This is a genomic window from Mycobacterium sp. NGS49, assembly GCF_059812565.1.
On sequence record NZ_JCALCX010000017.1, the window covers coordinates 71,542 to 95,678 of the forward strand.

A 24,137-nucleotide genomic window follows, 5' to 3' on the forward strand; every position below is an offset into this window, starting at 1 on the left:
CTTATCCGAGACGGCCCTGCTCCGGAACATTCGACGAGATGGACGCGTACGCCCGGCCGAGGGTGTCCAGCACGTCCTCGGTCAGGGTGCGTTCGTTGCGATGCTTGTCCAGCGTCTCGATGATCGCGCGGTACAAGGCGTCGGCGGCGTCGTGCTGCGCTTGTTTGGCTGCCATGGCTGTTGCGGTCCACCCTCCGGACGTGGGGTCGATGCGTCACGCGGATGCGCGACCCGAAGAGACTACAGACCGCGATAGAACAACGACTCGATTCGATGCAGACGATGCGCTGGCCGTCGTGGATGATGGATACGTGTCAGAGATCAAGCGTGGCCGCGCGGCCCGCAATGCAAAGCTCGCCAGCCTGCCGGTCGGCATGGCCGGCCGGGCTGCTCTCGGCTTCGGTAAGCGACTCACCGGAAAGTCCAAGGACGAGGTCAACGCCGAGCTGATGGAGAAGGCGGCCAACCAGCTGTTCACGGTTCTGGGCGAGCTCAAGGGCGGCGCGATGAAGGTCGGCCAGGCGCTGTCGGTGATGGAAGCCGCCATTCCCGAACAGTTCGGCGAGCCCTACCGCGAAGCGCTGACCAAGCTGCAGAAGGATGCTCCGCCGCTGCCCGCCGCCAAGGTGCATCGCGTGCTGGATGCCCAACTGGGTACCAAGTGGCGACAACGGTTCAGTTCGTTCGACGACACCCCTGTCGCTTCGGCCAGCATCGGCCAGGTACACAAGGCCATCTGGTCCGACGGTCGCGAGGTGGCCGTCAAGATCCAGTACCCCGGGGCCGACGAGGCACTGCGGGCGGACCTCAAGACGATGCAGCGCATGGTCGGGGTGTTCAAGCAGCTCTCCCCCGGCGCCGACGTCGAGGGTGTGGTAGACGAACTGATCCAGCGCACCGAGATGGAGCTGGACTACCGGTTGGAGGCCGACAACCAGCGCAAGTTCGCCAAGGCCTACCAGGACGACCCGCACTTCGTGGTACCGCATGTGGTGGCCAGCGCGCCGAAGGTGGTGATCCAGGAGTGGATCGACGGCATTCCGATGGCCGAGATCATCCGGCACGGCACGCCTGAACAGCGCGACCTGATCGGCGTTCGGCTGCTCGAACTCACCTTCGACGCCCCGCGGCGGCTGGAGATGCTGCACGGCGACGCCCACCCGGGCAACTTCATGCTGATGCCCGACGGCCGGATGGGCGTGATCGACTTCGGCGCGGTGGCGCCGTTGCCCGGGGGCTACCCGATCGAGCTCGGCATGACGATTCGGTTGGCCCGCGACAAGAACTACGATCTGCTGCTGCCGACCATGGAGAAGGTCGGGTTCATCCAGAAGGGCCAGCAGGTGTCGGTCCGCGATATCGACGAAATGCTGCGCCAGTACGTCGAACCCATCGAAGTCGACGAATTCCACTACACCCGCAAGTGGCTGCAGCGGATGACGGTGAGCCAGTTCGACCGCTCGGTGGCGCAGATCAAGACGGCGCGGCAGATGGACCTGCCACCGAAGCTGGCAATCCCGATGCGCGTGATCGCATCGGTGGCTGCGATCCTGTGCCAGCTGGATGCGCACGTGCCGATCAAGTCCCTGTCCGAGCAGCTGATCCCCGGCTTCGCCGAGCCGGATGCCGTGGTCGTATAAACCACGGCATCCGGGCATTCAGGCGGGCATCTAGGCGGCTTCCTTGCGGGGACGCCCGCGCGGACGCTTGCGGCCGATAACCGAGCCCCGCTCGAATATCTCGCCGCCCCATACACCCCACGGCTCCTCGCGTTCCAGAGCCGCGGCCAGGCACTGGCGCCGCACCGGGCAGTGGGCGCACAGCGTCTTGGCACGTTCGAGGTCCGCCGGGGTTTCGGCAAACCAGAGGTCGGGATCACCGGCATGACACGGCAGGGCCGGCTGCGTCCGTCTGGGGACTGTCGGTGCCGACATGTCCTCTTCACCTGCTTCCTGGTCGGTTGGCTGTCGTTTGCGCTGATCCGGACCAGGGACGTTGTCTGGAAAGACAACTATGGCCACGGATCGACTTCGGTCCGTGGCCATGTGGCGAAATGTGGCTTTACGTTTCTACGTTGAGCCTCACGGACGCTTCAGTCGCGGCGGCGACGCGGTGCTTACCCGCGGCCGCCGGCGTAGCGGCGGCATGCGCGGTGCCCAGGCTGGGCACACGGGTAGCCGCGCGTACGCCGAACAAGGTCATGTTGATCATTGCGAGCCACCCTCCTTCCGTGCACATGGCAGCCGACAAAATGCGGTTTCGAGATTAAACGGTACCAGCGTCGGCGGCAACCGATTTTCTGACCTGCGGATATGCGGCTCAGCGGGCTTGACGGACGAGTTCGAGCACATCGGCTCCGTACTGTTCGAGTTTGCGCGCCCCGATCCCGGGAATGGCGATCAGCGACGCTTCGTCGGTGGGCCGCAGCTCCGCAATGGCGATCAGGGTGTTGTCGCTGAAGACGATGTAGGCCGGCACGTTCTGTTCTTTGGCTGCGTGCAGGCGCCAGTCTTTGAGCTGCAGCAGCAGTTCCTCGTCGACGTCACCGGCGCAGGTTTCGCACCGCCGCAGCATGATGGCCGCCGGCGTGGCGAGGTCCTTGTTGCAGACCCGGCAGCGGGCCGGTCCCTTGCCGCGCCGCGACTTGCCGGGGGTGGCATCGACACGGGTCTGGGGTGCGATGCCGTTGAGGAACCGCGACGGTTTGCGGCTCTGCCGCCCGCCCTGCGACCTTGCCAGCGCCCAACTGAGGGCCAAATGCATTCTGGCCCTGGTGATCCCGACGTAGAGCAGGCGGCGCTCCTCCTCGACGGGCTCGCTGTCGGGGCCGTGCGCAAGGGCGTGGGAGATGGGCAGCGTGCCGTCGGCGAGACCGACCAGGAACACCGCGTCCCACTCGAGACCCTTGGCGGCATGCAGGGAAGCCAGGGTGACGCCCTGCACCACCGGCGGGTGCCGGGCATCGGCCCGCAAGCGCAGCTCGGCCACCAACCCCGGCAGCTCCAGCCCGGGACGCTGCGCCACTTCGTCGTCGACCAGTTCGGTCAAGGCGGAAAGGGCTTCCCAGCGATCGCGGGCCTTGGTACCCGCCGGCGGTTCCGCGGTGAGCCCGAGTGGTTCGAGGACGTCGCGAACGACGTCCGTCAGTGGGCCCTCGGCGCCTCGTTCCGCCGCGCGTTGCAGGGCGAGCAAGGCCTGCTTGATCTCCTGCCGGTTGAAAAACCCCTCCCCGCCGCGGATCTGGTAGGCGATGCCGGCCTCGGTCAACGCCTCCTCGTAGACCTCGGACTGCGCGTTGACCCGGTACAGGATCGCGATTTCGGATGGCGCGGTGCCTGATTCGATCAGCTGGGCGATGGCGGTCGCGACCGCGGCGGCCTCGGTGTGCTCGTCGGGATGCTCCCGGAACGACGGCGCCGGGCCCGGCTCACGCTGGCCGATCAACTGCAACTTGCTGCCCGCGACGCGGCCCCGGGCCGCGGCGATGACCTGGTTGGCCAGCGAGACGACCTGCGGGGTGGACCGGTAGTCCCGTTCCAGCCGCACCACCGTGGCCTCGGGGAACCGCCGCGAGAAGTCCAGCAGGAACCGCGGTGAGGCGCCGGTGAACGAGTAGATGGTCTGATTCGCGTCGCCGACGACGGTCAGGTCGTCGCGATCGCCCAACCAGGCCGAGAGCACCCGCTGCTGCAACGGTGTGACGTCCTGATACTCGTCGACGACGAAGCAGCGATAGCGGTCCCGGAACTCGGCGGCGACCGCGGCGTCGTTCTCGATCGCCGCGGCGGTGTGCAGCAACAGGTCGTCGAAATCGAGCAGGGTGACGTCCTCATCGCGGACTTTCAAGGCCTCGTAGGCGGTATAAACAGCCACTACCTTCTCCGCGTCCAGCGGGGTGTCCCGCCCCGCGCCTGCCACCGCGCCCGCGTACCGCTCCGGGGTGATCAGGGAGGCTTTCGCCCACTCGATCTCTCCGGCAAGGTCGCGCACGTCATCGGTGCTGACGTTGAGCCGGCACCGGCTGGCGGCACGGGCCACCACGGCGAACTTGGTGTCGAGCAGTTCCCAGCGAGTGTTACCGACTACCCGAGGCCAGAAGTAGCGCAGCTGGCGGTGCGCGGCGGCGTGGAAGGTGAGCGCCTGTACCCCGCCGACGGACGAGCCGCCCGGCGCCGCCGCCTCCAGGGCGCGCAGCCGGGAGCGCATCTCCCCGGCCGCGCGCTGGGTGAAGGTCACCGCCAGCACCTGTCCCGCGGCGACGTGGCCGCCCGCGACGAGCTGGGCGATGCGGTGCGTGATGGTGCGCGTCTTGCCGGTGCCGGCTCCGGCCAGCACGCAGACCGGGCCGCGCGCAGCGAGCACGGCTTCGCGTTGCTCGTCGTCCAGCCCTGCGATCAAGGGATCAGCCATCAACGGCATGGCGTCCATCTTGGCAGTGCCGGCCGACAAACCGGGCGTGTCGCGCTTTTCGGCGGGCCGGGCCCGGAATGCCCCATCGCCCGGCTACGTTAACCAGTCATGACCAATGCGGCGCTGACCATCTACTCCACCACCTGGTGTGGCTACTGCTTGCGGCTCAAGACGGCCCTCAAGGCCCAAGGCATCGCCTACGACGAGGTCGATATCGAACGCGACGCTGCTGCCGCGGATTTCGTCAGCTCGGTGAACGGGGGCAATCGGACAGTTCCGACGGTGAAGTTCGCCGACGGGTCGACGATGACCAATCCGAGCGCCAGTGAGGTCAAGGCGAAGCTCGCCGGCTGACCTCCGGCACCGACACGGGAGCGTGATTGATGCAACTCCCGGGTCCGCTCGCCTTTACCATGAGGACCATGGCATCGGCGCTGGTCCGGCGGGCGGTCTACGTTGTGTTCTGCGCCGTCGCCACCCTCACCGGGTGCTCCCAGCAGAACACCCCTGCCGCGCCGAGCAGCAGCACCGCCGCCGCCGGAGCTGACGCGCTGATCGTCAGCATCGAAGACGTCCGGCGCATCGCGAATTACGAGGAACTCACCGCACGGGCGCACGCGGACCTGCGGCATCCTCCGGCCGGTGACGTCAATGCGCCGGGACCGTGCCGAGCCGCCGGTACCAGCGATCTCACGTTCGCCGGCGGCTGGACCGAGTTCCGCAGCGCCGGTTACAGCGGGGTGACCGACGACATCGACCCGGGCGGCCGGTCGAAGGTCGACTCGGTCAGCCAGGCCGTCGCGATCTACCCGGACGCGCAGGCGGCGCGCTCCGCGCTCGACCAGCTCGAGGCATCCCTGAACGCCTGCATCGCGTTGCGCGACCCGGCCTACACCTTCAGGCTGGAAAAGCCCGACGCCACCACGCTGCGGATCGTCGACAACGGCTGGAGCCACCAGTACCGGGTCCGGAAGTCGGTGTTGATGTCGGTCGGCGTGTTGGGCATCGAACCGGCGGAGCGGATCGCCGCAACGATCCTGGACAACATCTGCGACCGCATCAAGTAGCGCGTCGCTCAGTCCGCGGCGGCCCAGGATTCGATGATCACCCGGGCGATCGAAATCGAGCCGGGCAACAGCAGTTTCGACTCCGAGGCGCTGGACCAGTCGCCGGCCTCGAGCGCAGCGCGAATCTCCGCGCGCGTGAACCAGGCCGCCTCGGCGATCTCGCCGTCGTTGAACGAGAATGGTTCCGCCGGATCGGCCAGGGCGTGGAAACCGACCATCAGCGAGCGCGGAAACGGCCAGGGCTGACTGCCGAGGTAGCGCACATCGCGAACGGTCAGGCCGATTTCCTCGCGGATCTCGCGCACGACGCACACTTCGAACGACTCGCCCGCCTCCACGAACCCGGCCAGCAGCGAGAACATTCGCTGCGGCCACACCGTGTGGCGGGCCAGCACCGCACGGTCGCCCCCGTCGTGGACCAGGCAGATCACCGCGGGGTCGATGCGCGGAAACTCCTCGCGGCCGGTGAGTGGGTCGACCCGCGCCCAGCCGGCGCGCGCCGGTTTAGTCGGGGTTCCGTCCACCGGGCTGAATCGGGCGCTGTCATGCCAGTTGAGTAACGCCAGCGCCGACGACACCAGCTGACTGCTGGTGTCGTCGATGATGCGTCCCAGCCGGCGCAGGTCCAGCACCTCGACTTCTGCGTCTTCGGGTGGCTGCAATGCGCCCCGGATCGCCCAGACGTGACGGCCGCCCTCGATACGCCCCAGAAACACCGCATCCGGCGGAGGCTTGTCGCCCAGCACGGCCGCCGGGCCCAGCACCACTTTGCCGCCGGCCGCCAGCACCTGGTTGCGGGAATCAACGCGCAGTAATGCGGCGTCGGCCCATCCGGTCGCGGCCGCATCGATGTCGGTGCGCAGTTGGTCGGCCCGATCGGCGCCGACCCGCGACAGCAGCGGAATTTCGCGCAGCCGGAAGTCCACGCCCGGCCCTATCGTTCGTCCGCCAGGTGGCGGACGTAGAGCAGCCGGTCGCCGGCCTCGATCGCGTCCACCTCCGGGGCACCGATGCGGAGCAACTCTCCGCCGCGCACCACGCCGAGCACGATGTCGCGCAGGTGCCGAGCCGACCCACCCACCTCGGACTGCTCGACCTCGCGTTCGGCGATGGCCAGACCCTGATCCGGGGTCAGCAGGTCCTCGATCATCTGCACGACGCTGGGGGTCGTGGTGGCCAGGCCGAGCAGCCGGCCGGCGGTCTCGGAGGACACCACCACCGAGTTGGCGCCGGATTGCTGCAGCAGATGCTGATTTTCGGCCTCGCGGATGGATGCGACGATCTTGGCCTTGGGCGAGATCTCCCGCGCGGTCAGCGTGACCAGCACCGCGGTGTCGTCGCGGTTGGCCGCGACGATGATGGAGGCCGCGTGCTGGGCGCCGGCCAGCCGCAGCACATCCGATTTCGTGGCGTCGCCGTGCACGGTGACCAGGCCGGCTGAGGCAGCCCGCTCCAGCGCTGACCGATCGGTGTCGACGACGACGATCTCGCTGGGGGTCACCTCGTCGCTGAGCATGGCGGCCACCGCCGTCTTGCCCTTGGTCCCGTAGCCGATGACGACGGTGTGGTTGCGCACTTTCTTCCTCCAACGCTGGATCTTCAGTGCCTGCCGCGATGTTTCGGTGACGACCTCGAGCGTCGTGCCGACCAGCAAGATCAGGAATGCGATGCGCAGGGGCGTAATGATCAGAACATTTGTCGCTCGCGCGAATTCCGAGACCGGCGTGATGTCGCCGTAGCCGGTGGTGGACAACGTCACCGCCGAGTAGTAAAGGCAGTCCAGGAACGTCAGGCTGTCCCCGCGCGCGTCGTGGTAGCCGTCACGGTCGACGTAGACGGTGACGGCGCCGACCAGCAGCGCCACCAGGGCGATGGAAATTCGGCGGGTGATGATGCGCGCGGGACTGGCGTGACCCTGGGGGATGCGCAGCACGCCGACAAGCGCGTAACTGGGCTGGACGGTCAATCTCTCGTCGAGACGCCGCAGCCGCCGCCAGCTACCTTTCGCCACGGGAGTCATGTAACCACGGTCAAGCGGTGGCGGGGCGACCGGAGTCGGCCAGCAGCACGCCCAACGCACCGGCGTCGGGCAGGTCCCGGGGCACGACGGTGGTCTGGCTGCGCACGTAGTAGAAGGCGGTTCGCACCGACGATTCCGGGCATCCCTGCAGCGCCGCCCACGCCAGCCGGTACACCGCCAGTTGCACAGCGGCGTGGCGCTTGGCCTCGTGGCCGCGGGGCGGGTCACCGGTCTTCCAGTCCACGACGGTGACGCCGCCGTCCGCGTCGGCGAACACGGCGTCGATGCGCCCGCGCACCGCGGTGTCCCCGATCAGCATCTCGAACGGCACCTCGACGGCGATCGGCGTACGGGCCGCCCACGGTGATGCGGCGAACGCCTGCTGCAGGGCGGCCAGCTCCTGCGGGTCGCCGACGTCGGAGTCGGCGGCGCCGGGCAGGTCACCGAGTTCGAACAACCACTCCGCGCCGTAGAACTGCTGCACCCAGGAGTGAAACGCGTTGCCCAACAGCGCGTGTGGGTCGGGTCGGCTCGGCAGTCGATGAATCAGCCGTTGAGCCGCGGCGTCGGGATCGCGCGCCAGCTCCACCAGGCCGCTCACCGAGAGCTGGCTCGGCAACGCGCGCGCACGGGGACGGGCCATGCGTGCCCGCTCGGCTAGCAACGCGTCGACGTCGGCGACCCAGCCCTCGGTGTCGCGGGTCGGCGCGATTTCCGTCGACATCGCCGCGACGACCAGCGCGGCCCCACGTTCGACGTCGGCACGGCGCCGCGACAGCGGATCGGTGGGCCAGATCGCTTCGACGATGTCTTCTTGCAACGGGTTTCGTTCCCCGCCGGCCGGCGCCGGGGCCCACTGCTCCACGAGTCCGCACGGGTCCCCGGCCTGCTCGGACCGTTCGATGATGTCCTTGAGTTCGCACAGGAAATCCGAGGGCCCGCGCGGTTTGATGCCGGTGGCCCCCCAATGGTGTCCGGACACCAGCAGCGTGTCCTGCGCCCGGGTGACGGCGACGTAGAGCAGTCGGCGTTCCTCATCGACCCGTCGCTGATCGAGCTGGGCACGATGTTCGGAGATCTTGTCCGACAACTGCTTTCGGTTGGTGACGGTCGAAGTGTCCAGGACCGGGATCCCGAGCGCGCCCGCCGTGGCGCGATCGCCGCGCAGCAGCGGTGGCAGTTCCCCGGCATCGGTGAGCCAACTGCTTCGCGATGCGTTCGACGGGAATATCCCGCCGGACAGGTGCGGCACCGCCACCACCTGCCATTCCAGGCCCTTGGCGGCATGCACGGTGAGCACCTGAACCCGGTCCCGTGCGGCGACCGGCTGCGCGGGCGTCAGCCCCTTCTCCACCTCCGCGGCGACGTCCAGGTAGGCGAGCAGGCCGGTCACCGACGCCTTGGCCGCTGCGCCGGCGCGCTCGGCGTACCCGGCCACCTCGTCGGCGAAGGCGTCGAGGTGCTCGGTGCCCGACCATTCCCCGGCGGCGGTGGCACGGACTTCGCAGTCGACGCCGAGAACGCGGCGCACTTCGGCCACCAGGTCGGGCAGGGAATAGCCGAGATGACTGCGCAGCGCGGCCAGTTCGGCAGCAAGGACCCCGATGCGTCGGTAACCGGCCGCCGAATACCCGCCGGCCGGCCCGGGATCGGAGATGGCGTCGGCCAGACACGCGGTGTCGGCGTCCGGGCCGGCCGCGATCGCGATCGATTCCGCCGATAAAGGTTCGCTTGGTTGCGGCGCACCGGACAGCTGCTGTGCCCGTCGCCACAGCGCGGCGATGTCACGGCCACCCAGACGCCAGCGCGGTCCGCTCAACACGCGCATTGCGGCGGCACCGGCCGTGGGGTCGGCGACCAGGCGCAACATGGCCACCACGTCGGCGACCTCGGGTACGGACAACAGGCCGGCCACGCCGACGACCTCGACGGGAATTCCGCGGCTGCGCAGTGCCTCGCCGATGGGAGCGGCGTCGGCATTGCGCCGCACCAGCACAGCGGCGGTGGGCGGTGCGACGCCGTTGTCCCGCGCCCGGCGGTAGCACTCGTGCAGGTGATCGGCGATCCAGTCGCGCTCGACGGCCACGTCCGGCAGCAGCGCGCAACGGACGGTGCCCGGCGGGGCATCCGGGCGTGCGCGCAGCGGACGCACCACTACCGAGCGCCGTCGCGCCTCGGCGGAGATGGCGTTGGCCAGGTGCAGCGTCCGGGGTGGATTGCGCCAGCTGGTCCGCAGCTCCAAGGTGGGCGCCGCGGACCCGTCGGACAGCGGAAAATCAGTGGTGAAGCGCGGCAGGTTGGTCGCCGAGGCACCGCGCCAACCATAGATCGACTGGATCGGGTCACCGACGGCCGTCAGCGCCAGCTCATCGTCGACACCGCCGCCGAACAGCGACGACAACGCGACGCGCTGTGAATGTCCGGTGTCCTGGTACTCATCGAGCAGGACCACCCGGAAACGGCCGCGCAGGTCCTGCCCCACCTGCGGGAACGTGGCGGCCAGTCGCGCCGCGGACGCCATCTGCATGCCGAAGTCCATCACTTTGGCGGCGCGCATGCGTTCGGAGAGAGCGTCCAGCACCGGCACCAACTCGGCGCGTTGAGTCTGAGTGCCCAGCATGCGCAGCAGCCATTGGCTCGGCCCCCTGTCGCGCTGATACGGACCGGCCGGCAAGGCGTGCACCAGCCGTTCCAGTTCCACGTGGGTGTCGCGGAGCTCGTCGGTGCTGACGAGGTGTTCGGTGAGCTGGCCCCACAGCCGCAGCAGCAGGGCGGTGACCGCGGCCGGCGTCTTGTCGGTGTTCAGTGCACCCGGGTAGTCGTTGACGACGTCTAATGCCAGCTGCCACAGCTCCGTCTCGGTGAGCAGTCTGGTGTCGGGTTCCACGGGCAGCAGCAGCCCGTATTCCCGCAGCAGCGATCCGGCGAACGCGTGGTAGGTGCTGATGGTGGGTGTGCCTTCGCCCGGACCTGCCGCGGCACCGCCACCGGCGCCCGCCAGACGCGCCAGCCGCGACCGCACGCGGCGCAGCAGCTGACCGGCGGCCTTGCGGGTGAAGGTCAGGCCGAGCACCTGCCCGGGTTCGGCGTAGCCGTTGGCGACCAGCCACACCACGCGCGCTGCCATGGTCTCGGTCTTCCCCGCCCCCGCACCGGCGATGACCACCAACGGGCCGGGCGGTGCGGCGATTACCGCCGCTTGCTCGGCGGTGGGCGGGAAAACACCCAGCGCGGCCGCCAACTCGGCAGGGCTGTAACGCGGGCTCATGACGCCGGCCCGTCGTGAGCGGGGCAGGACGGCCGCAGCGGGCAGTGCGAGCAGCCATCGTTACGCCGGGCGATGAACTGCGGGCCGGCTGTCGCCTCCGCCGCCTGCCGAACCAGTTCCCGCCAATGCTCACGGGCCTGCGGGGTGAGCGGATCCTGCTCGCGCTGGGTGACACCCGCCGCCCCGGTCTTGCCGGGATACACCAGCCGCGCGCCGCCCGGCTCGTCACCGGCGGGGACCATGCCTTCGGCGACCGCCAGCTGGTACATCGCCAGCTGAGCGTGCTGTTGGGCGTCGTCCTTGCTGACGGGCGTCTTCCCGGTCTTGACGTCGACGATCACCAGCCGGCCGGCGGCATCGCGTTCCAGCCGGTCGACCCGTCCGCGCAACCGGACCTGCCCGCGCGGGGTTTGCAGAACACCGTCGACGCCGACTTCGACGCCGACCTCGGTCAGCTCGGCGCGCGTCTGCGCCCGCCACTCGACGAACGCGCGAATCATGCCGCGGTGCCGGGCGAGTTCGTTGGCCGAATGCCAGTCGGCCTCGAACGGCAGGTGCTGCCACACGCGATCCAGCTCAGTCAACAACTGGGATTCGGTCTTGCCGGGTTCGGCGATCAGCGCATGCAGCACCGAACCGATGGCCGAGCGCAGCTCGCGCGGGTTGGCTCCGCCGTGCCGCTCGGCCAGCCAACGCAACGGGCAGTCGGTGAGGGTCTGCAGAGTGGAGGGGGTCAGCGTGACGACATCGTCGCTGCCGCACAGCGGGGCACTGGTGCTCACCGGCATCAGCCCGTGCCATGAGGCGGGATCGGCACCGGGCACCCCGGCCTCGGCCAGCCGGGCCAATTGCGTTGCGGCACAGGAGCGGACGGCCTCATCGACCACACCGTCCGCCGCACACACCGCGGACCGTAGCCGGCCCACCACCGCCGCGGCCGACAGCACACGGGGAGAGCACTCCGGTTGCGCCACAACGGATTCCTCATCCGCGAACTGCGCGATCTCGAAAACAAACGGCGACGGCAGCGCCGGCTCCCCGGCGCTGCCACCGGTATCGCTGTCGACCGCGGTCACCAACAAATCGCGCCGCGCCCGGCCAATCGCGGCGACCAGCAACCGGCGCTCCTCGGCCAGCAGTGGCGCCCGGACCGACGCGTCAGCCGCGATGCCGTCGATCTCGTCGAGCAGCCGCTGCGTGGCCAGGATGCCGCCGCGTGGGATCGTGTTGGGCCACAACCCATCCTGCAGCCCGGCGATGACCACCAGATCCCATTCGTGCCCCAGGGCCGCGTGCGCGCTCAGTACCTGCACCTGTTCGGCTTCCGAGCCCGAGTCGCGGTTGACGGGCGGCAGTTGCAGCGCCTCGACATGCTCGAGCAGTCCGCGCAGCGATGCGCCCGAGGTGCGCGCGACATAGGCGTCGGTGACGTCAAACAACGCCGTCACCACTTCCAGATCCCGCGTCGCCTGAGCAGCGGCCGGACCTCCCCGCTCGACGGCGGCCAGCCAGCGACGCTGCAGGCCGGTGCGGTGCCACGCCGCCCACAGCGTGTACCGCGGGTCCAGACCGTCCCGCTGACACCGGGCGGCGGCCGCCAGCACGGCACGCACCCGTCGAAGCGCAGCGGCCGGTGGACCGGACAACGGCTCGTCTGAACCGAGTGTCTGAACCAGCAGATCCCCGAAGGCGCCGGACCGACCCCGCTGCAGCGTCCTGCGCAATTGTCGCAGTGAGACCGGGTCGACGCGGCCGATCGGCCCGGACAGTAGCGCCAACGCCCGATCGCCGTCCAATCCGTCGGCGGCCGCCGCCAGGACGGTGAGCAGGGCGCGGGCCGCGGGTTCTTCGGACAGCGACCCGCCGGTCGCGGGTATCGCGACCGGGACTCCCGCGGCGGCCAGGGCGCGCGGTAGGCGAGCGCCGGCCCGTGGCACCGACCGGACAATCACCGCCATCTGCGACCACGGCACGCCGTCGACCAGGTGCGCGCGCCGCAGCGCGTCGGCGATCAGCGCCGCCTCGGCATGAGCCGAGGCAGCCAGGCGCACCCTGACGGCGCCCGCTGGACCGACCGCGCCTTCGATACTCCGGCCGGCGGCGGCACCGGGCAGTCGCGCCGCGATACCACTGACCGCGCGGGCGACGGCGGGACCGCAACGATGCGACGTGGTCAACGTCACCGAGGGGCCGTCGACACCGAGCAGCCCGGCCGGCTCGCCACCCCGGAACCCGAAGACCGCCTGATTGGGGTCACCGGCGATCAGGGCGGTGTCAGTGCCGGCCGCCAGCACCCGGACCAGTTGCGCCGCTTGCGGATCCAGTTGCTGTGCGTCGTCGACCAGCAGCAACCGGATACGGGCGCGTTCGGCGGCCAGCAACTCGGGATCGACCGCGAAGGTCTCCAGCGCCGCGCCGACCAGTTCGGCTGCGGCCAGCGCGGGCGCCGTCGCCTGCGGCGCCGCCGTGCCGACCGCCGCGCGCAACAGCATCACCTGTTCGTACTGCCGGGCGAACTGGCCGGCCGCCGTCCACTCCGGGCGGCCGCAGCGGCGTCCCAGCCGCTCCAGCTGCCGGGGGTCGACGCCGCGTTCTGCGCAGCGCGCCAGCAGGTTTCGCAGTTCGTTGGCGAATCCTGCGGTGCGCAGCGCGGGCAACAGGTGCTCGGGCCACCGGTTGCCGTCTTCGGCGTCCCCGGCCAGCAGTTCGCGGATGATGGCGTCCTGTTCGGCGCCGGTGAGCAGCCGCGGCATAGGGCCGCCGGCCCTCTCCGCGGCTCGTCGCAGCACCGCGTAGGCATAGCTGTGCAGCGTGCGCACCATGGGTTCGCGTACGGCCGCCGATTGACTCGCCCCCAGCAACGCAGTCGTCAGCGCGCTGCGCTCCCTGGTTCCGATGCGGCCCGAGCCTGTCAGCAGCAGAACACTTTCCGGCTCGACACCTGCTGCGATGTGGGCGGTCGCAGCCTCGACCAGCAAGCTGCTCTTACCGGTCCCGGGGCCGCCCAGCACAGTTACCTGCCCGCGCAACCCGGGCCGCGTCGCCTCGCGCGGCTCGGAACTACAGTGCATCGGCATAGCGGCATGCAATCACCGGGGTCCGACAACTTGCCGCGACCAGGCCTGATAAGGCCTGGCATCATCGAAACGTGACCCTTCATGTGCACCGCTACGGCCCGCCCGGCCCGATCCAGATGTTGGCGTTGCACGGATTGACCGGCCACGGGCGCCGCTGGCGGCACTTTGCGGACTACGTGCCCGAAATCGCGGTCGCCGCACCCGATCTGATCGGGCACGGCCGCTCGACGTGGGCGGCACCCTGGACCATCGACGCCAACGTCACCGCGCTCGCCGCCGTCCTCGAGGCAGCAGCAGAGCGGCCTGCGCTGGTGGTGGGGCACTCGTTCGGCGGCGCGCTGGCATTGCATCTGGCGGCGGCCCGGCCTGACCTGGTGGCGTCGTTGTTGTTGCTCGATCCCGCGATCGGCCTGGACGGTAGGTGGATGGCCGAGATCGCCGAGGCGATGTTCGCCTCGCCCGACTACACCGACCGCGCCGAGGCCCGTCAGGAGAAGGGCGGCGGGGTGTGGGCGGATGTGGATCCGGCCGTGCTCGACGCCGATGTCGAGGAGCACCTCGTGCACCTGCCCAACGGGCGATACGGCTGGCGGATCAGCCTGCCGGCGATGATGTCCTACTGGAGTGAGTTGGCGCGCGAGACCGTGCTGCCGGCGGCCCGGGTGCCGACGACGCTGGTGCGGGCGATGTGGACCTCGCCGCAGTATGTCGGTGACGGGTTGATCGCCGGACTGCGCGAGCGGCTGGGAGACGATTTCGAGCTGCTGGATTACGAATGCGATCACATGGTGCCGCACGCCAGGCCCGACGACGTGGCCGCACTGGTCCGCAAGCGGATCGACCCCCGCTGACCATGGCAGCGGTGACCGACGAACAGATCGAGCGGGTGCGGTCGCTGGTCGCGGCCATCCCGCCCGGCAGAGTGGCCACCTACGGTGACATCGCTGCTGCGGCAGAGCTTTCCAGTGCCCGGATCGTAGGCTGGATCATGCGCACCGATTCCGCGGATCTGCCCTGGCATCGGGTGATCACCGCCTCCGGGCGGCCAGCCGCGCATCTGAGCACCCGACAGCTCGAGCTGTTGCGCGCAGAAGGGGTGCTGTCTGTCGACGGGCGGATCGCGCTGCACGCGCTCCGCCACGAGTTCGGGGACTAGAGAATCATCCGGACCATGGCCGCGGTACGAGCCAGGCCCGGGAAGGCCTCAGCGGTCGACCGCGGGTGAAGCGCATGCACCGCAAGACGAAACATCAATGCGCGCAACAACATTTGTGACCATTCCGGCAACGCGCTCCATCGTTCGATCAGACCGTCGTCGGCCTCACCCCATGACAGCGCATCGACGACCACCACCCCGGCCGCCCACGATGCGGGCCGCCAGTACGGGGTGATGTCGGTGATCCCCGGGGGCGCAGTGCCGGCGAAAAGCACTGTGCCGTAAAGGTCCCCGTGCACCAGTTGATTGGGGCTGCGGGTCGGCTTGCGCAGCGTCGCGAGTTGTTCGAGCAACTCCACGGATCGCTGGGCATCGGCCGACGGCGGGGCCGTCCGCGCGCCGGGCGGGACCGACTGCAGCGGCCGCTCCTCCCAGGCGGCACGATCCGCGGCGATGAATATGTCGACGTCTGCCCACGGCGCGGTGGGCCCCTGGGTGAGGAATCGGGGGCGCTCCAACTTGCCGGTGGCCTCGTGCAGCCGCACCGCGGCCGAGACCACCTCGTCATGGCGCGCCTCAGGGGTGCCGGCGACGAATGTGTCGGCGCGCCATCCCGACACCACGTAGCGGCCGTCGGTGGAACGGACCGGCCGGGCCAGCCGCACCCCGTCGACGAACAAGGTCTCACGGACCCGGGCCGACCAGGTGGCGCGGGCGTTGTCGGCCACCATCGACAGCACGACTTCGCCGCATCGCCAGCCGCCTTCCCAGGCGGCTCCCAGTGGCGCCGGCTGGACACCGGTCAGACCGAAGGCCGCTAGAACATGCTCGGGCGGCGGCTCGACAGTCACAGCCGTCAGCCTAGTCGGGCGACGAAGCGCGTCCGGAACGGGCGCGCTGAGGAGACCGACAATGGGCGAACAGCGGGCGACGAAGCGCGTCCGGAACGGGCGCGCTGAGGAGACCGACAATGGGCGAGCAGCGGGCGACGAAGCGCGTCCGGAACGGGCGCGCTGAGGAGACCGACAATGGGCGAACAGCGGGCGACGAAGCGCGTCTTAGTCAGTACACGACTTGGTCAGTACACGACCATGTCGGGCTGCATCTGTTTGGCCCAAGCCAGAATGCCGCCCTGCAAGTGGAGGGCGTCGGAGAAACCGGCCTGCTTCAACGCGGCCAACGCCTCCGCAGAGCGCACCCCGCTCTTGCAGTACAGCACCGCGGTGCGGTCCTGCGGCAGCAGCGCCAGGCCTTCACCGGACATGATCAGCCCCTTCGGCACCAATTGGGCGCCATCGATGTGCACAATGTCCCACTCCACCTGCTCGCGCACATCGATCAGCGCCAGCTTCTTGCCGGCATCCATCATGGCGCGCAGTTCTGCCGGCGTGATGGTGGAACCGCTCGCCGCGGCGGCGGCGTTCTCGGAGACCACGCCGCAGAACTGTTCGTAGTCAATGAGTTCGGTGATCTTCGGCGTCGACGGGTCCTTGCGGATTCTGATGGTGCGGTAGCTCATCTCCAGCGCGTCGTAGATCAGCAACCGGCCGAGCAGGGTCTCCCCGATCCCGGCGATCAGCTTGATCGCTTCGGTGGCCATCACCGACGCGATCGAGGCGCAGATGATCCCGAGCACGCCACCTTCGGCGCAGGACGGCACCATGCCCGGCGGCGGCGGCTCCGGGTAGAGATCCCGGTAGTTGAGCCCCAGCCCGTCGGGGGCGTCTTCCCAGAACACCGAGGCCTGGCCCTCGAAGCGGTAGATGGAACCCCACACGTACGGCTTGCCCGCCAGCACCGCGGCATCGTTGACCAGGTACCGGGTGGCGAAGTTGTCGGTGCCGTCCAGGATCAGGTCGTACTGGTTGAACAGTTCGACCGCGTTGTCGACCGCAAGCCTGAACTCGTGCAGCCTGACCTCGATCAACGGATTGATCGTGACGATCGAGTCGCGCGCCGACTGTGCCTTGGCGCGTCCGACATCAGCCGTGCCGTGGATGATCTGGCGCTGCAGGTTGGACTCGTCGACGACGTCGAAGTCGACGATCCCGATGGTGCCTACACCCGCTGCCGCCAGATACAGCAAAGTCGGAGATCCCAGGCCGCCGGCGCCGATCACCAGCACGCGGGCGTTCTTCAGCCGCTTCTGCCCGTCGACGCCGAGGTCCGGGATGATCAGGTGGCGACTGTAGCGGGCGACCTCCGCACGGCTCAGCGTGGCGGCGGGCTCTACAAGCGGTGGCAACGGTGACGTCACATCAGTGAGGTTAGGCGATCAGCACGCCGGCGAAGGCCGACAATCAGGCGATGGGATAGGGCCAGGGATTGAACCGGCACGTCTTGCCGTCCGCCTTCACCTGGTCGGGGTCGAACTTGGCCCCGTCGTCGTTGGCCGTGGAAAACGTCTGCTGCATCATCACCGGCGCCAAAGCTCCCTGCTGATCACACGGTTCGTGTTTCACATACCCGATGGCGTGGCCCACTTCGTGGTTGATCACATACTGCCGGTAGGAACCGATGTCACCCTCGAACGGAACGGCCCCGCGGATCCAGCGCGCCTCGTTGATGAAGACCCGCGCCTGTCGATCGGGCCCGAATGCCGGGTTGTAGCAGGACGTCTCGAGCCGGAACTCATAGCCGCATCCCTCCCGTACCGACACCGGCGACACCAGCGAGATGCGGAAGTCGGGTTTACCCCCGCTGGCTGCGTCGACCCGGATGAAGGCGAACTGCGGATTGTGCGTCCAGCCCTTGGGATTGGCCAGCGTCATGTCGACCATCTGCGCAAACGCGTTGTCGCCGCCATACATGTTCGGGTCCAGCCCGTTCTCGATCTCGATGGAGTAGCGGAACACCTTGGCCGTGCCCTGACCTATTTGCGAGGTCGTCCCCGGGACGACGCGGTAGGTCTTGTCGCCCGCTTCGCTGAACGGCCCGCCGTCGGGCAGCGTCCCGGCCGGCAGGCTCGCGTCGAAGGCGACCAGGCCCCGCGGCGGCGTGTCGATGATCGACGTGCCCACCGCGCCGATGGTCGGCGGCTCCTTGTGGATCGAGCGGGCCGCCGGCTTCGGCGTGCTGGTCCCGGTCACGGTCTGATAGGCGACGATCACGGTGAGCACCGTGAGCAACGGAAGCGCATACGCCCGCCAGCCGTAGGTGGACACAAACCTGCCGAGCCACGTTTGCTTGCGCCATTGGCGCGGCCGGTCCCGGTCCGAGCGAACCCGCCCGGCGCTCTGGCCGAGGGGGTCACGCTGGGCGCGCAGCGGCTCACGCGAGTCGTCACGCAGCACGGGCGTGCGACCGGTACCGCGGGGCGGCCACTGGGACGTCATTTTCCCAGAATGGCACAGCTACTCCTGGCAACCAGCCCTGGCGCGCCCGAAAAAAACCGCCGGCCCGCTTCACATCGACCTAACACCCCAGGTAGCCCGCAGGTAGTAAGGTCATTGCAGACACATGTGCGGCCGCGGGGGATGACGAGATGGTCGCACCAAAGCGATCAGATTGAGGACCGATGAGCGATCTAACCAGGACGGTGCAGCGACGTGCCGTCAGGTCGGCCGATGGGGTTCGGCCGATTGAAGGCGCTCCGGTCTCCAACCGACGGGGTAACAGGTTGCCCCGGGACGAGCGGCGCGGCCAACTGCTGGTGGTCGCCAGCGACGTCTTTGTGGAGAGCGGGTACCACGCGGCCGGAATGGATGAGATCGCCGACCGCGCAGGAGTGAGCAAACCGGTTTTGTACCAACATTTTTCGAGCAAGCTGGAACTCTATCTGGCGGTCCTGAACCGGCATGTGGAGAACCTGGTCTGCGGGGTCCAGCAGGCCCTGGGCCGGACCACCGACAACCGGCGCCGGTTGCACTCGGCCGTTCAGGCCTTCTTCGACTTCATCGAGCACGACAGCCAGGGCTACCGGCTGATCTTCGAGAACGACTACGTCACCGAGCCCGAGGTCGCCGCGCAGGTGCGGGCGGCCACCGAGTCGTGCATCGATGCGATCTTCGCGCTCATCGCCGAAGACTCGGGCCTGGACCCGCATCGCGCCCGGATGATCGCGGTGGGACTGGTCGGCATGAGCGTGGACTGTGCGCGGTACTGGCTGGACTCCGACCGTCCGATCTCGAAGTCCGACGCCGTTGAAGGCACCGTGCAATTCGCCTGGGGCGGCTTGTCGCACGTGCCCCTCGCCCGCTCTTAGCCCTTGGCTTTGGAGAGCGCCTCCGCGCCGACTCCGAAACCCACCCGGCGGGCGTCGGCCACCCCGATCTCCACATAGGCGATCTTGGCGGGGTTGATCAGGAAGCGGCGGCCGCGTTCGTCGTTCAGGCCCAACAGACCCGCGTCGTCGCGGAGTGCCGCACCGACGAGTTCCTCGACCTCATCGGGCGTCTGCGCACTGGAGAACACCAGCTCGCGCGGACTGTCCGTGATACCGATCTTGACCTCCACGGGGGCCCCTTCCGTTGGCTTTGTCGTCGCAGGCGTCTCAGCAGCAGGCTAGTGGACGGGCCGGACGGGCACAGCGCCCCGCCCCCATACCGGGAGTTCGCGGTAAGTGAACAAACCCATCACGATTCGATGTAAGCACCGGCCGCGCCCCGCTCCGGGCAGACGGCTTCATTAACATCAGCACCATCAGTAACATCCGCGACACCCTCTACGACTTCGTCCGAGACCTCGAGGAGTTCCCGGGCGATAAAGCCTGCGCAGACGCGTACCCGGACGACTTCGACGACGAACCCGAGACCGACAGCTGGGACGAGCCCGACGAGGAATCCGAAGAATGGGCGTGGCCTGCCGACCACCGTTGGCGTCCGGTTGCGTTGTTCGTCGGTGCGGTGATGGCGATCGGCGCCGTCGCTACCGCGGTGATCATCAACAGCGGCGACAGCGCCACCACCAAGGCCACCGTCGGGGTTCCCGTCCCGCGCACCGCGACGACGACGACCCGTAGCAGCGCGCCCCCCAGCATGGCACCCACCCCGAGTGCCCCGCCGGCCTCCAGCGGCGCCCTGCCGCCGGAGACGGTGACAACCCTGACCCCGGGCGCTGCGCCGACCAAGACGGCGACAGCGCCCACCCTGTTGCCCACGGCGCCGGCGCCGACGGCCGCTCCCCCAGGTGCCGCGCTCAACCCACGCACCGTCATCTACAGCGTGACCGGCAGCAAAGCGCTGTTCGACCTGGTCAACATCGCCTATACCGACGCCCGGGGCTTTCCGGTGACCGAATTCAACGTCGCATTGCCGTGGACGAAGGTCGTCGTGCTCAATCCGGGGGTGCAGACCGAGTCGGTGATCGCGACCAGCATCTACGGCCAGCTGAACTGCTCGATCGTCAACGCGCAGGGTCAGCTGGTAAAGGCGTCGACCAACAACTCCGCGCTGGCGACCTGCACTCGCTAGCCCAGACCCAGCTCACGCATCCGGCTGTCGTGCGTGTGCTGCAGGCGATCGAAGAAGGCACCCAGCTGGCCCAGACCGCCCGTCCCGGCGACCACCAGGTCGACCAGTTCGTCGTGGTCGGCCAGCAGGAACTGCGCCTGGGTGATCGCCTCGCCGAGCAGACGACGCGACCACAACGCCAACCGGCTGCGCTGCTTGCCGCTCGACGTCACCGCCGCCCGCACCTCGGCGACGACGAACTGGGAGTGCCCCGTCTCGGCTAACGCGGCACGAACCACGTCGGCCACCTCGTCGGGCAGCCTGTCGGCGATCTCCAGATAGAGATCGGCCGCCAGCGCGTCGCCGACATAGGTCTTCACCAACGCTTCCAGCCAGGTGCTCGGGGTGGTCAGCCGGTGGTAGTTCTCCAGAGCCGAGACATACTTCGACATCGCCGCCACCACATCGACACCGCGCTGCTCCAGGGCGTCGCGCAGCAGTTCGTAATGCCCCATCTCGGCGGCGGCAATGCCGGCCATCGAGATACGGCCGCGCAGATTGGGAGCCATCCGCGCCTCTTCGGTCAACCGGTAGAACGCAGCGACCTCGCCGTATGCGAGCAGCGCGAACAATTCGGTGACGCCTGGATGATCCGCCGGCAGCTGTGGCCTGGGCGAATCGACCGCCTCGTCGTTGAAGTCGGCGGAGGAGGGCGAAGGCATGGTGACACTTTAGTCGGCAGGTTCAACAGGAGATCGGTACCTGCTGGACGACCAGGTATCATCGACGTAGGCAGTGGCTGAATCTGTGCTGCTGCTGCCTAAAGAAATGTGCGTGCACGCAAATGGCCCGCCCCGCCCTGGCAGCGGGCCTCGGCGACGTAATCGGAGTCGGAAAACGGTGCGCGCGAACCGCGACACAGAAGAAGTACCGACTCAACCTCGATTACTGTCACCGAAAGGCTCACCTCCCGCGTATGACCGCACTCAAAAGCGCCACTGAACTACCCCTCAAGGGATTTGCCAGTCTCGGAGTCCGCGACGAAATCGTCAGCGCACTGGCCGAAAAGGGCATCGAGACGCCGTTCGCTATCCAGGAACTCACCCTCCCGCTCGCGCTCGCCGGCGAAGACGTCATCGGCCAGGCCCGCACCGGCATGGGCAAGACGTTCGGATTCGGCGTGCCGCTGCTGCAGCGCATCACCTCCGAGACCGCGACACGCCCGCTGACCGGCGCACCGCGGGCCCTGATCGTGGTCCCCACCCGTGAGTTGTGCCTGCAGGTCACCAGTGACCTGGCCTCCGCAGCCAAGTACCTGAAAGCCGGCGACGAGGACGGCGGGCAGCGGCCGTTGTCGGTCATCGCCATCTACGGCGGTCGTCCCTACGAGCCGCAGGTCGAAGCGCTGCGTAAGGGCGCCGACGTCGTGGTGGGCACCCCGGGCCGGCTGCTCGACCTGTGCCAACAGGGCCACCTGCAGCTAGGCGGGTTGTCGGTGCTGGTGCTCGACGAAGCCGACGAGATGCTGGACCTCGGTTTCCTCCCCGACATCGAACGCATCCTGCGCCAGATCCCGGCCGACCGGCAGTCGATGCTGTTCTCGGCGACCATGCCGGACCCGATCATCACCCTGGCCCGCACCTTCATGGTCCAGCCCACGCACATCCGGGCCGAGGCACCGCACTCGCTGGCCGTCCACGACACCACCGAGCAGTTCGTCTACCGCGCCCACGCGCTGGACAAGGTCGAACTGGTCAGCCGGATCCTGCAGGCCCAGGACCGCGGCGCGACGATGGTTTTCACCCGCACCAAGCGCACCGCCCAGAAGGTCGCCGACGAGCTGCAGGAACGCGGTTTCGCGGTCGGCGCGGTGCACGGCGACCTCGGCCAGGTGGCGCGCGAGAAGGCACTCAAGGCGTTCCGCTCCGGCGAGATCAACGTGCTGGTCGCCACCGACGTGGCAGCGCGCGGCATCGACATCGACGACGTCACCCACGTAATCAACTATCAATGCCCCGAGGACGAGAAGATGTACGTCCACCGCATCGGGCGCACCGGCCGCGCCGGCCGCACCGGCGTCGCGGTAACGCTGGTCGACTGGGACGAGCTGGAACGCTGGGCCATGATCGACAAGGCGCTGGGCCTGGACTCTCCCGATCCCTCGGAGACCTACTCCAACTCGCCGCACCTGTACTCCGAGTTGTCCATCCCGACCGAGGTCGGCGGCACCGTCGGCACACCACCCAAGGCGCCCGTCACGCGTCGGGAGGCGACCAGCGGCGGTTCAGAACGGCCGGCTCGCCGCCCCGACCGGCGCAAGCGCACCCGGGGCGGGAAACCCGCCACCGGACATCCCGAGAACAACACCGCTGCCACCGCCGAGGCGGCCGACGAGAACGCCGCGCCAAGCGCCGCCGGCACCGGCGCACCGGCCGGCACCACTCGGCGTCGGCGGCGTCGTCGCAAGCCGGCGGATGCCGCCGCGGTAGCCAACTGACGGCGTATTCACTTACGTGGTCCGACCGGAGCGCCGCACCAAGACCGACATAGCGGCCGCCGCAGCAATCGCGGTCGTCGTCGCGGTCGCCGCGTCGCTCATCTGGTGGACCAGCGACGCCCGGGCCACGATCAGCCGGCCCGCCGCAAAAGCCGCACCCACCCCCACCCAGGCTCGGGCGGTCCCCGCGACCCTGCGTCAGCTCTGGACCGCCCCCAGCCCGGGCACCCGGGTGCCGGTGGTGGTGGCCGGCACGGTGGCGACGGGCGACGGGCGCGAGGTGCAAGGTCGCGACCCGGAGACGGGCCAGACGCAGTGGAGCTACTCCCGCGACACCGACCTGTGCGGGCTGACCTGGGTGTACCACTACGCCGTCGCGGTCTACCAAGACGACCGGGGCTGCGGGCAGGTCAGCACCATCGACGGATCCACCGGGCGCCGCGGCCCGGCCCGCAGCAGCTACGCCGATCCGAAGGTGCGGCTGTCCTCCGACGGGACCACCGTGTTGTCGGCCGGTGAAACCCGCCTGGAGATGTGGCGTTCGGACATGGTCCGGATGATGTTCTACGGCGAAACGGATGCCCGGGTGAAGCCGGTCAACCGGGGTCTGCATTCCGGCTGCCGCCTGGAGTCGGCCGCAGCCAGCTCATCGGCGGTGGCGGTGCTCGAGGCGTGCGCGAACCAGGCCGACCTGAAGCTGGTGCTGTTACGCCCCGGCAAAGAGGACGACGAGCCCCAGCAGCAAGTGGTGCAGGAGTCCGGGGTGCGTCCGGAGACCGGTGCCCGCGTGCTGGCGGTCTCGCAGAACCGCACCGCGGTCTACCTGCCGGGCGGGCCGGGCACACAGCCGCGCGTTGACGTGGTCGACGAAACCGGTACCACGGTGTCGAGCACCCTACTGGCCGCGCCGCCGTCGGCGTCGGCGGTGGTCTCCCAGAGCGGAAACCTCATCACCTGGTGGACCGGGGACGCGCTGCTGGTTTTCGACGCGAGCACTCTGACGGCGCGCTACACGATCGCAGCCGGTGAGACCGCTGCGCCGCTGGGGCCGGGCGTCATGATGGCCGGTCAGCTGCTGGTTCCGGTCACCGGCGCGATCGGGGTGTACGACCCGGTCAACGGCGAGGCCGACCGCTACATCCCGGTGCAGCGGCAGCCGAGCAGTACACCGGTGATACCGGCGATCTCCGGTTCGCGGGTGATCGAGCAGCGCGGCGACACCGTGGTTGCGCTCGGCTGAATTACCCGCGCG

At 68.9% G+C, this 24,137-nt stretch carries 21 protein-coding genes; 9 read left to right on the forward strand and 12 right to left on the reverse strand.

Features of this window, described 5'->3' with window-relative positions; genetic code table 11:
• Position 1: 1 nt before the first annotated feature.
• Positions 2-175, reverse strand: a complete 174-nt coding sequence (locus tag AC5Y7D_RS18975) for a hypothetical protein (protein WP_499926657.1) — start codon at positions 173-175, stop codon at positions 2-4.
• Positions 176-296: 121 nt separating this feature from the next.
• Here AC5Y7D_RS18975 and AC5Y7D_RS18980 point away from each other — a divergent pair, with 121 nt between their 5' ends.
• Complete coding sequence (locus AC5Y7D_RS18980; RefSeq protein ID WP_499926659.1) at positions 297-1,640, forward strand: macrolide-binding ATPase MABP-1; 1,344 nt, start codon at positions 297-299, stop codon at positions 1,638-1,640.
• A gap of 30 nt (positions 1,641-1,670) precedes the next feature.
• On the opposite strand, the gene AC5Y7D_RS18985 is transcribed toward AC5Y7D_RS18980, so the two are convergent.
• Both AC5Y7D_RS18985 and AC5Y7D_RS18990 read right to left on the reverse strand, forming a co-directional pair.
• Positions 1,671-1,934, reverse strand: coding sequence for a WhiB family transcriptional regulator (locus tag AC5Y7D_RS18985; RefSeq protein ID WP_499926661.1), 264 nt, complete (start codon positions 1,932-1,934; stop codon positions 1,671-1,673).
• A 385-nt stretch (positions 1,935-2,319) separates the two neighbouring features.
• A complete protein-coding gene (locus tag AC5Y7D_RS18990; protein ID WP_499926662.1) occupies positions 2,320-4,419 on the reverse strand; it encodes an ATP-dependent DNA helicase UvrD2 in 2,100 nt (699 codons plus the stop codon).
• Between the two features lie 99 nt (positions 4,420-4,518).
• Here AC5Y7D_RS18990 and mrx1 point away from each other — a divergent pair, with 99 nt between their 5' ends.
• Complete coding sequence (mrx1, locus tag AC5Y7D_RS18995) at positions 4,519-4,764, forward strand: mycoredoxin Mrx1 (protein WP_499926664.1); 246 nt, start codon at positions 4,519-4,521, stop codon at positions 4,762-4,764.
• Between the two features lie 68 nt (positions 4,765-4,832).
• A complete protein-coding gene (locus tag AC5Y7D_RS19000; RefSeq protein WP_499926666.1) occupies positions 4,833-5,477 on the forward strand; it encodes a sensor domain-containing protein in 645 nt (214 codons plus the stop codon).
• Positions 5,478-5,485: 8 nt separating this feature from the next.
• Here the strand turns inward: AC5Y7D_RS19000 and nudC are convergent, their stop codons facing one another.
• Genes nudC through AC5Y7D_RS19020 form a run of 4 tightly spaced genes read right to left on the reverse strand, consistent with a single transcriptional unit; the run spans position 5,486 to position 13,842 of the window.
• Positions 5,486-6,415, reverse strand: coding sequence for an NAD(+) diphosphatase (gene nudC / locus AC5Y7D_RS19005; protein ID WP_499926769.1), 930 nt, complete (start codon positions 6,413-6,415; stop codon positions 5,486-5,488).
• Positions 6,412-7,497: a potassium channel family protein gene (locus AC5Y7D_RS19010; RefSeq protein WP_499926668.1), complete on the reverse strand. Its 1,086-nt coding sequence runs from the start codon at positions 7,495-7,497 to the stop codon at positions 6,412-6,414. The genes nudC and AC5Y7D_RS19010 overlap by 4 nt, the downstream gene beginning before the upstream one ends.
• A 10-nt stretch (positions 7,498-7,507) precedes the next feature.
• Positions 7,508-10,765 (reverse strand): ATP-dependent helicase, encoded by a 3,258-nt coding sequence (locus AC5Y7D_RS19015; RefSeq protein ID WP_499926670.1) that lies wholly within the window; start codon positions 10,763-10,765, stop codon positions 7,508-7,510.
• A complete protein-coding gene (locus tag AC5Y7D_RS19020; RefSeq protein ID WP_499926672.1) occupies positions 10,762-13,842 on the reverse strand; it encodes an ATP-dependent helicase in 3,081 nt (1,026 codons plus the stop codon). Before AC5Y7D_RS19020 ends, AC5Y7D_RS19015 begins: the two co-directional genes overlap by 4 nt.
• 116 nt (positions 13,843-13,958) lie before the next feature.
• On the opposite strand from AC5Y7D_RS19020, the gene AC5Y7D_RS19025 reads away from it, so the two are divergent.
• Together AC5Y7D_RS19025 and AC5Y7D_RS19030 are read left to right on the forward strand one after the other, a co-directional pair.
• Positions 13,959-14,693 (forward strand): alpha/beta fold hydrolase, encoded by a 735-nt coding sequence (locus tag AC5Y7D_RS19025; RefSeq protein ID WP_499926771.1) that lies wholly within the window; start codon positions 13,959-13,961, stop codon positions 14,691-14,693.
• A gap of 2 nt (positions 14,694-14,695) precedes the next feature.
• A complete protein-coding gene (locus tag AC5Y7D_RS19030; protein WP_499926674.1) occupies positions 14,696-14,998 on the forward strand; it encodes an MGMT family protein in 303 nt (100 codons plus the stop codon).
• On the opposite strand, the gene AC5Y7D_RS19035 is transcribed toward AC5Y7D_RS19030, so the two are convergent.
• From AC5Y7D_RS19035 to AC5Y7D_RS19045, 3 genes are all read right to left on the reverse strand, one after another.
• On the reverse strand, positions 14,995-15,849 hold the full coding sequence (locus AC5Y7D_RS19035) for a TIGR02569 family protein (protein ID WP_499926676.1): 855 nt from the start codon (positions 15,847-15,849) through the stop codon (positions 14,995-14,997). The two genes, AC5Y7D_RS19030 and AC5Y7D_RS19035, sit on opposite strands and share 4 nt — an antisense overlap.
• Before the next feature lie 227 nt (positions 15,850-16,076).
• A complete protein-coding gene (gene moeZ / locus AC5Y7D_RS19040) occupies positions 16,077-17,255 on the reverse strand; it encodes an adenylyltransferase/sulfurtransferase MoeZ (protein WP_499926678.1) in 1,179 nt (392 codons plus the stop codon).
• Between the two features lie 43 nt (positions 17,256-17,298).
• The gene (locus AC5Y7D_RS19045) at positions 17,299-18,333 is read right to left on the reverse strand and encodes a DUF3152 domain-containing protein (protein WP_499926680.1); all 1,035 of its coding nucleotides are present in this window, start codon (positions 18,331-18,333) and stop codon (positions 17,299-17,301) included.
• Positions 18,334-18,515: 182 nt separating this feature from the next.
• Here AC5Y7D_RS19045 and fasR point away from each other — a divergent pair, with 182 nt between their 5' ends.
• Entirely contained in the window at positions 18,516-19,202 is a 687-nt protein-coding gene (gene fasR, locus AC5Y7D_RS19050) for an HTH-type transcriptional activator FasR (protein ID WP_499926682.1), read from the forward strand.
• Here the strand turns inward: fasR and AC5Y7D_RS19055 are convergent.
• Complete coding sequence (locus tag AC5Y7D_RS19055) at positions 19,199-19,453, reverse strand: DUF3107 domain-containing protein (protein ID WP_499926684.1); 255 nt, start codon at positions 19,451-19,453, stop codon at positions 19,199-19,201. The two genes, fasR and AC5Y7D_RS19055, sit on opposite strands and share 4 nt — an antisense overlap.
• Positions 19,454-19,623: 170 nt before the next feature.
• Between AC5Y7D_RS19055 and AC5Y7D_RS19060 the strand changes: the two genes are divergently transcribed.
• The gene (locus tag AC5Y7D_RS19060) at positions 19,624-20,409 is read left to right on the forward strand and encodes an MmpS family transport accessory protein (protein WP_499926772.1); all 786 of its coding nucleotides are present in this window, start codon (positions 19,624-19,626) and stop codon (positions 20,407-20,409) included.
• Here the strand turns inward: AC5Y7D_RS19060 and AC5Y7D_RS19065 are convergent.
• Complete coding sequence (locus AC5Y7D_RS19065; protein ID WP_499926686.1) at positions 20,406-21,110, reverse strand: ferritin-like fold-containing protein; 705 nt, start codon at positions 21,108-21,110, stop codon at positions 20,406-20,408. The two genes, AC5Y7D_RS19060 and AC5Y7D_RS19065, sit on opposite strands and share 4 nt — an antisense overlap.
• Before the next feature lie 254 nt (positions 21,111-21,364).
• Here AC5Y7D_RS19065 and AC5Y7D_RS19070 point away from each other — a divergent pair, with 254 nt between their 5' ends.
• Together AC5Y7D_RS19070 and AC5Y7D_RS19075 are read left to right on the forward strand one after the other, a co-directional pair.
• Entirely contained in the window at positions 21,365-22,885 is a 1,521-nt protein-coding gene (locus tag AC5Y7D_RS19070) for a DEAD/DEAH box helicase (protein ID WP_499926688.1), read from the forward strand.
• A gap of 16 nt (positions 22,886-22,901) precedes the next feature.
• The gene (locus AC5Y7D_RS19075; RefSeq protein ID WP_499926690.1) at positions 22,902-24,125 is read left to right on the forward strand and encodes an Rv3212 family protein; all 1,224 of its coding nucleotides are present in this window, start codon (positions 22,902-22,904) and stop codon (positions 24,123-24,125) included.
• The last annotated feature ends 12 nt before the right edge of the window (positions 24,126-24,137 follow it).

What these genes read in the sequence shown, in the direction of transcription:
- AC5Y7D_RS18975 (WP_499926657.1), bottom strand. Translation starts at nt 175, where the DNA reads ATGGCAGCCAAACAAGCGCAGCACGACGCCGCCGACGCCTTGTACCGC.
- AC5Y7D_RS18985 (WP_499926661.1), bottom strand. Translation starts at nt 1,934, where the DNA reads ATGTCGGCACCGACAGTCCCCAGACGGACGCAGCCGGCCCTGCCGTGT.
- AC5Y7D_RS18990 (WP_499926662.1), bottom strand. Translation starts at nt 4,419, where the DNA reads ATGCCGTTGATGGCTGATCCCTTGATCGCAGGGCTGGACGACGAGCAA.
- mrx1 (WP_499926664.1), top strand. Translation starts at nt 4,519, where the DNA reads ATGACCAATGCGGCGCTGACCATCTACTCCACCACCTGGTGTGGCTAC.
- AC5Y7D_RS19000 (WP_499926666.1), top strand. Translation starts at nt 4,833, where the DNA reads ATGGCATCGGCGCTGGTCCGGCGGGCGGTCTACGTTGTGTTCTGCGCC.
- AC5Y7D_RS19010 (WP_499926668.1), bottom strand. Translation starts at nt 7,497, where the DNA reads ATGACTCCCGTGGCGAAAGGTAGCTGGCGGCGGCTGCGGCGTCTCGAC.
- AC5Y7D_RS19015 (WP_499926670.1), bottom strand. Translation starts at nt 10,765, where the DNA reads ATGAGCCCGCGTTACAGCCCTGCCGAGTTGGCGGCCGCGCTGGGTGTT.
- AC5Y7D_RS19020 (WP_499926672.1), bottom strand. Translation starts at nt 13,842, where the DNA reads ATGCCGATGCACTGTAGTTCCGAGCCGCGCGAGGCGACGCGGCCCGGG.
- AC5Y7D_RS19025 (WP_499926771.1), top strand. Translation starts at nt 13,959, where the DNA reads ATGTTGGCGTTGCACGGATTGACCGGCCACGGGCGCCGCTGGCGGCAC.
- AC5Y7D_RS19030 (WP_499926674.1), top strand. Translation starts at nt 14,696, where the DNA reads ATGGCAGCGGTGACCGACGAACAGATCGAGCGGGTGCGGTCGCTGGTC.
- AC5Y7D_RS19045 (WP_499926680.1), bottom strand. Translation starts at nt 18,333, where the DNA reads ATGACGTCCCAGTGGCCGCCCCGCGGTACCGGTCGCACGCCCGTGCTG.
- fasR (WP_499926682.1), top strand. Translation starts at nt 18,516, where the DNA reads ATGAGCGATCTAACCAGGACGGTGCAGCGACGTGCCGTCAGGTCGGCC.
- AC5Y7D_RS19065 (WP_499926686.1), bottom strand. Translation starts at nt 21,110, where the DNA reads ATGCCTTCGCCCTCCTCCGCCGACTTCAACGACGAGGCGGTCGATTCG.
- AC5Y7D_RS19070 (WP_499926688.1), top strand. Translation starts at nt 21,365, where the DNA reads ATGACCGCACTCAAAAGCGCCACTGAACTACCCCTCAAGGGATTTGCC.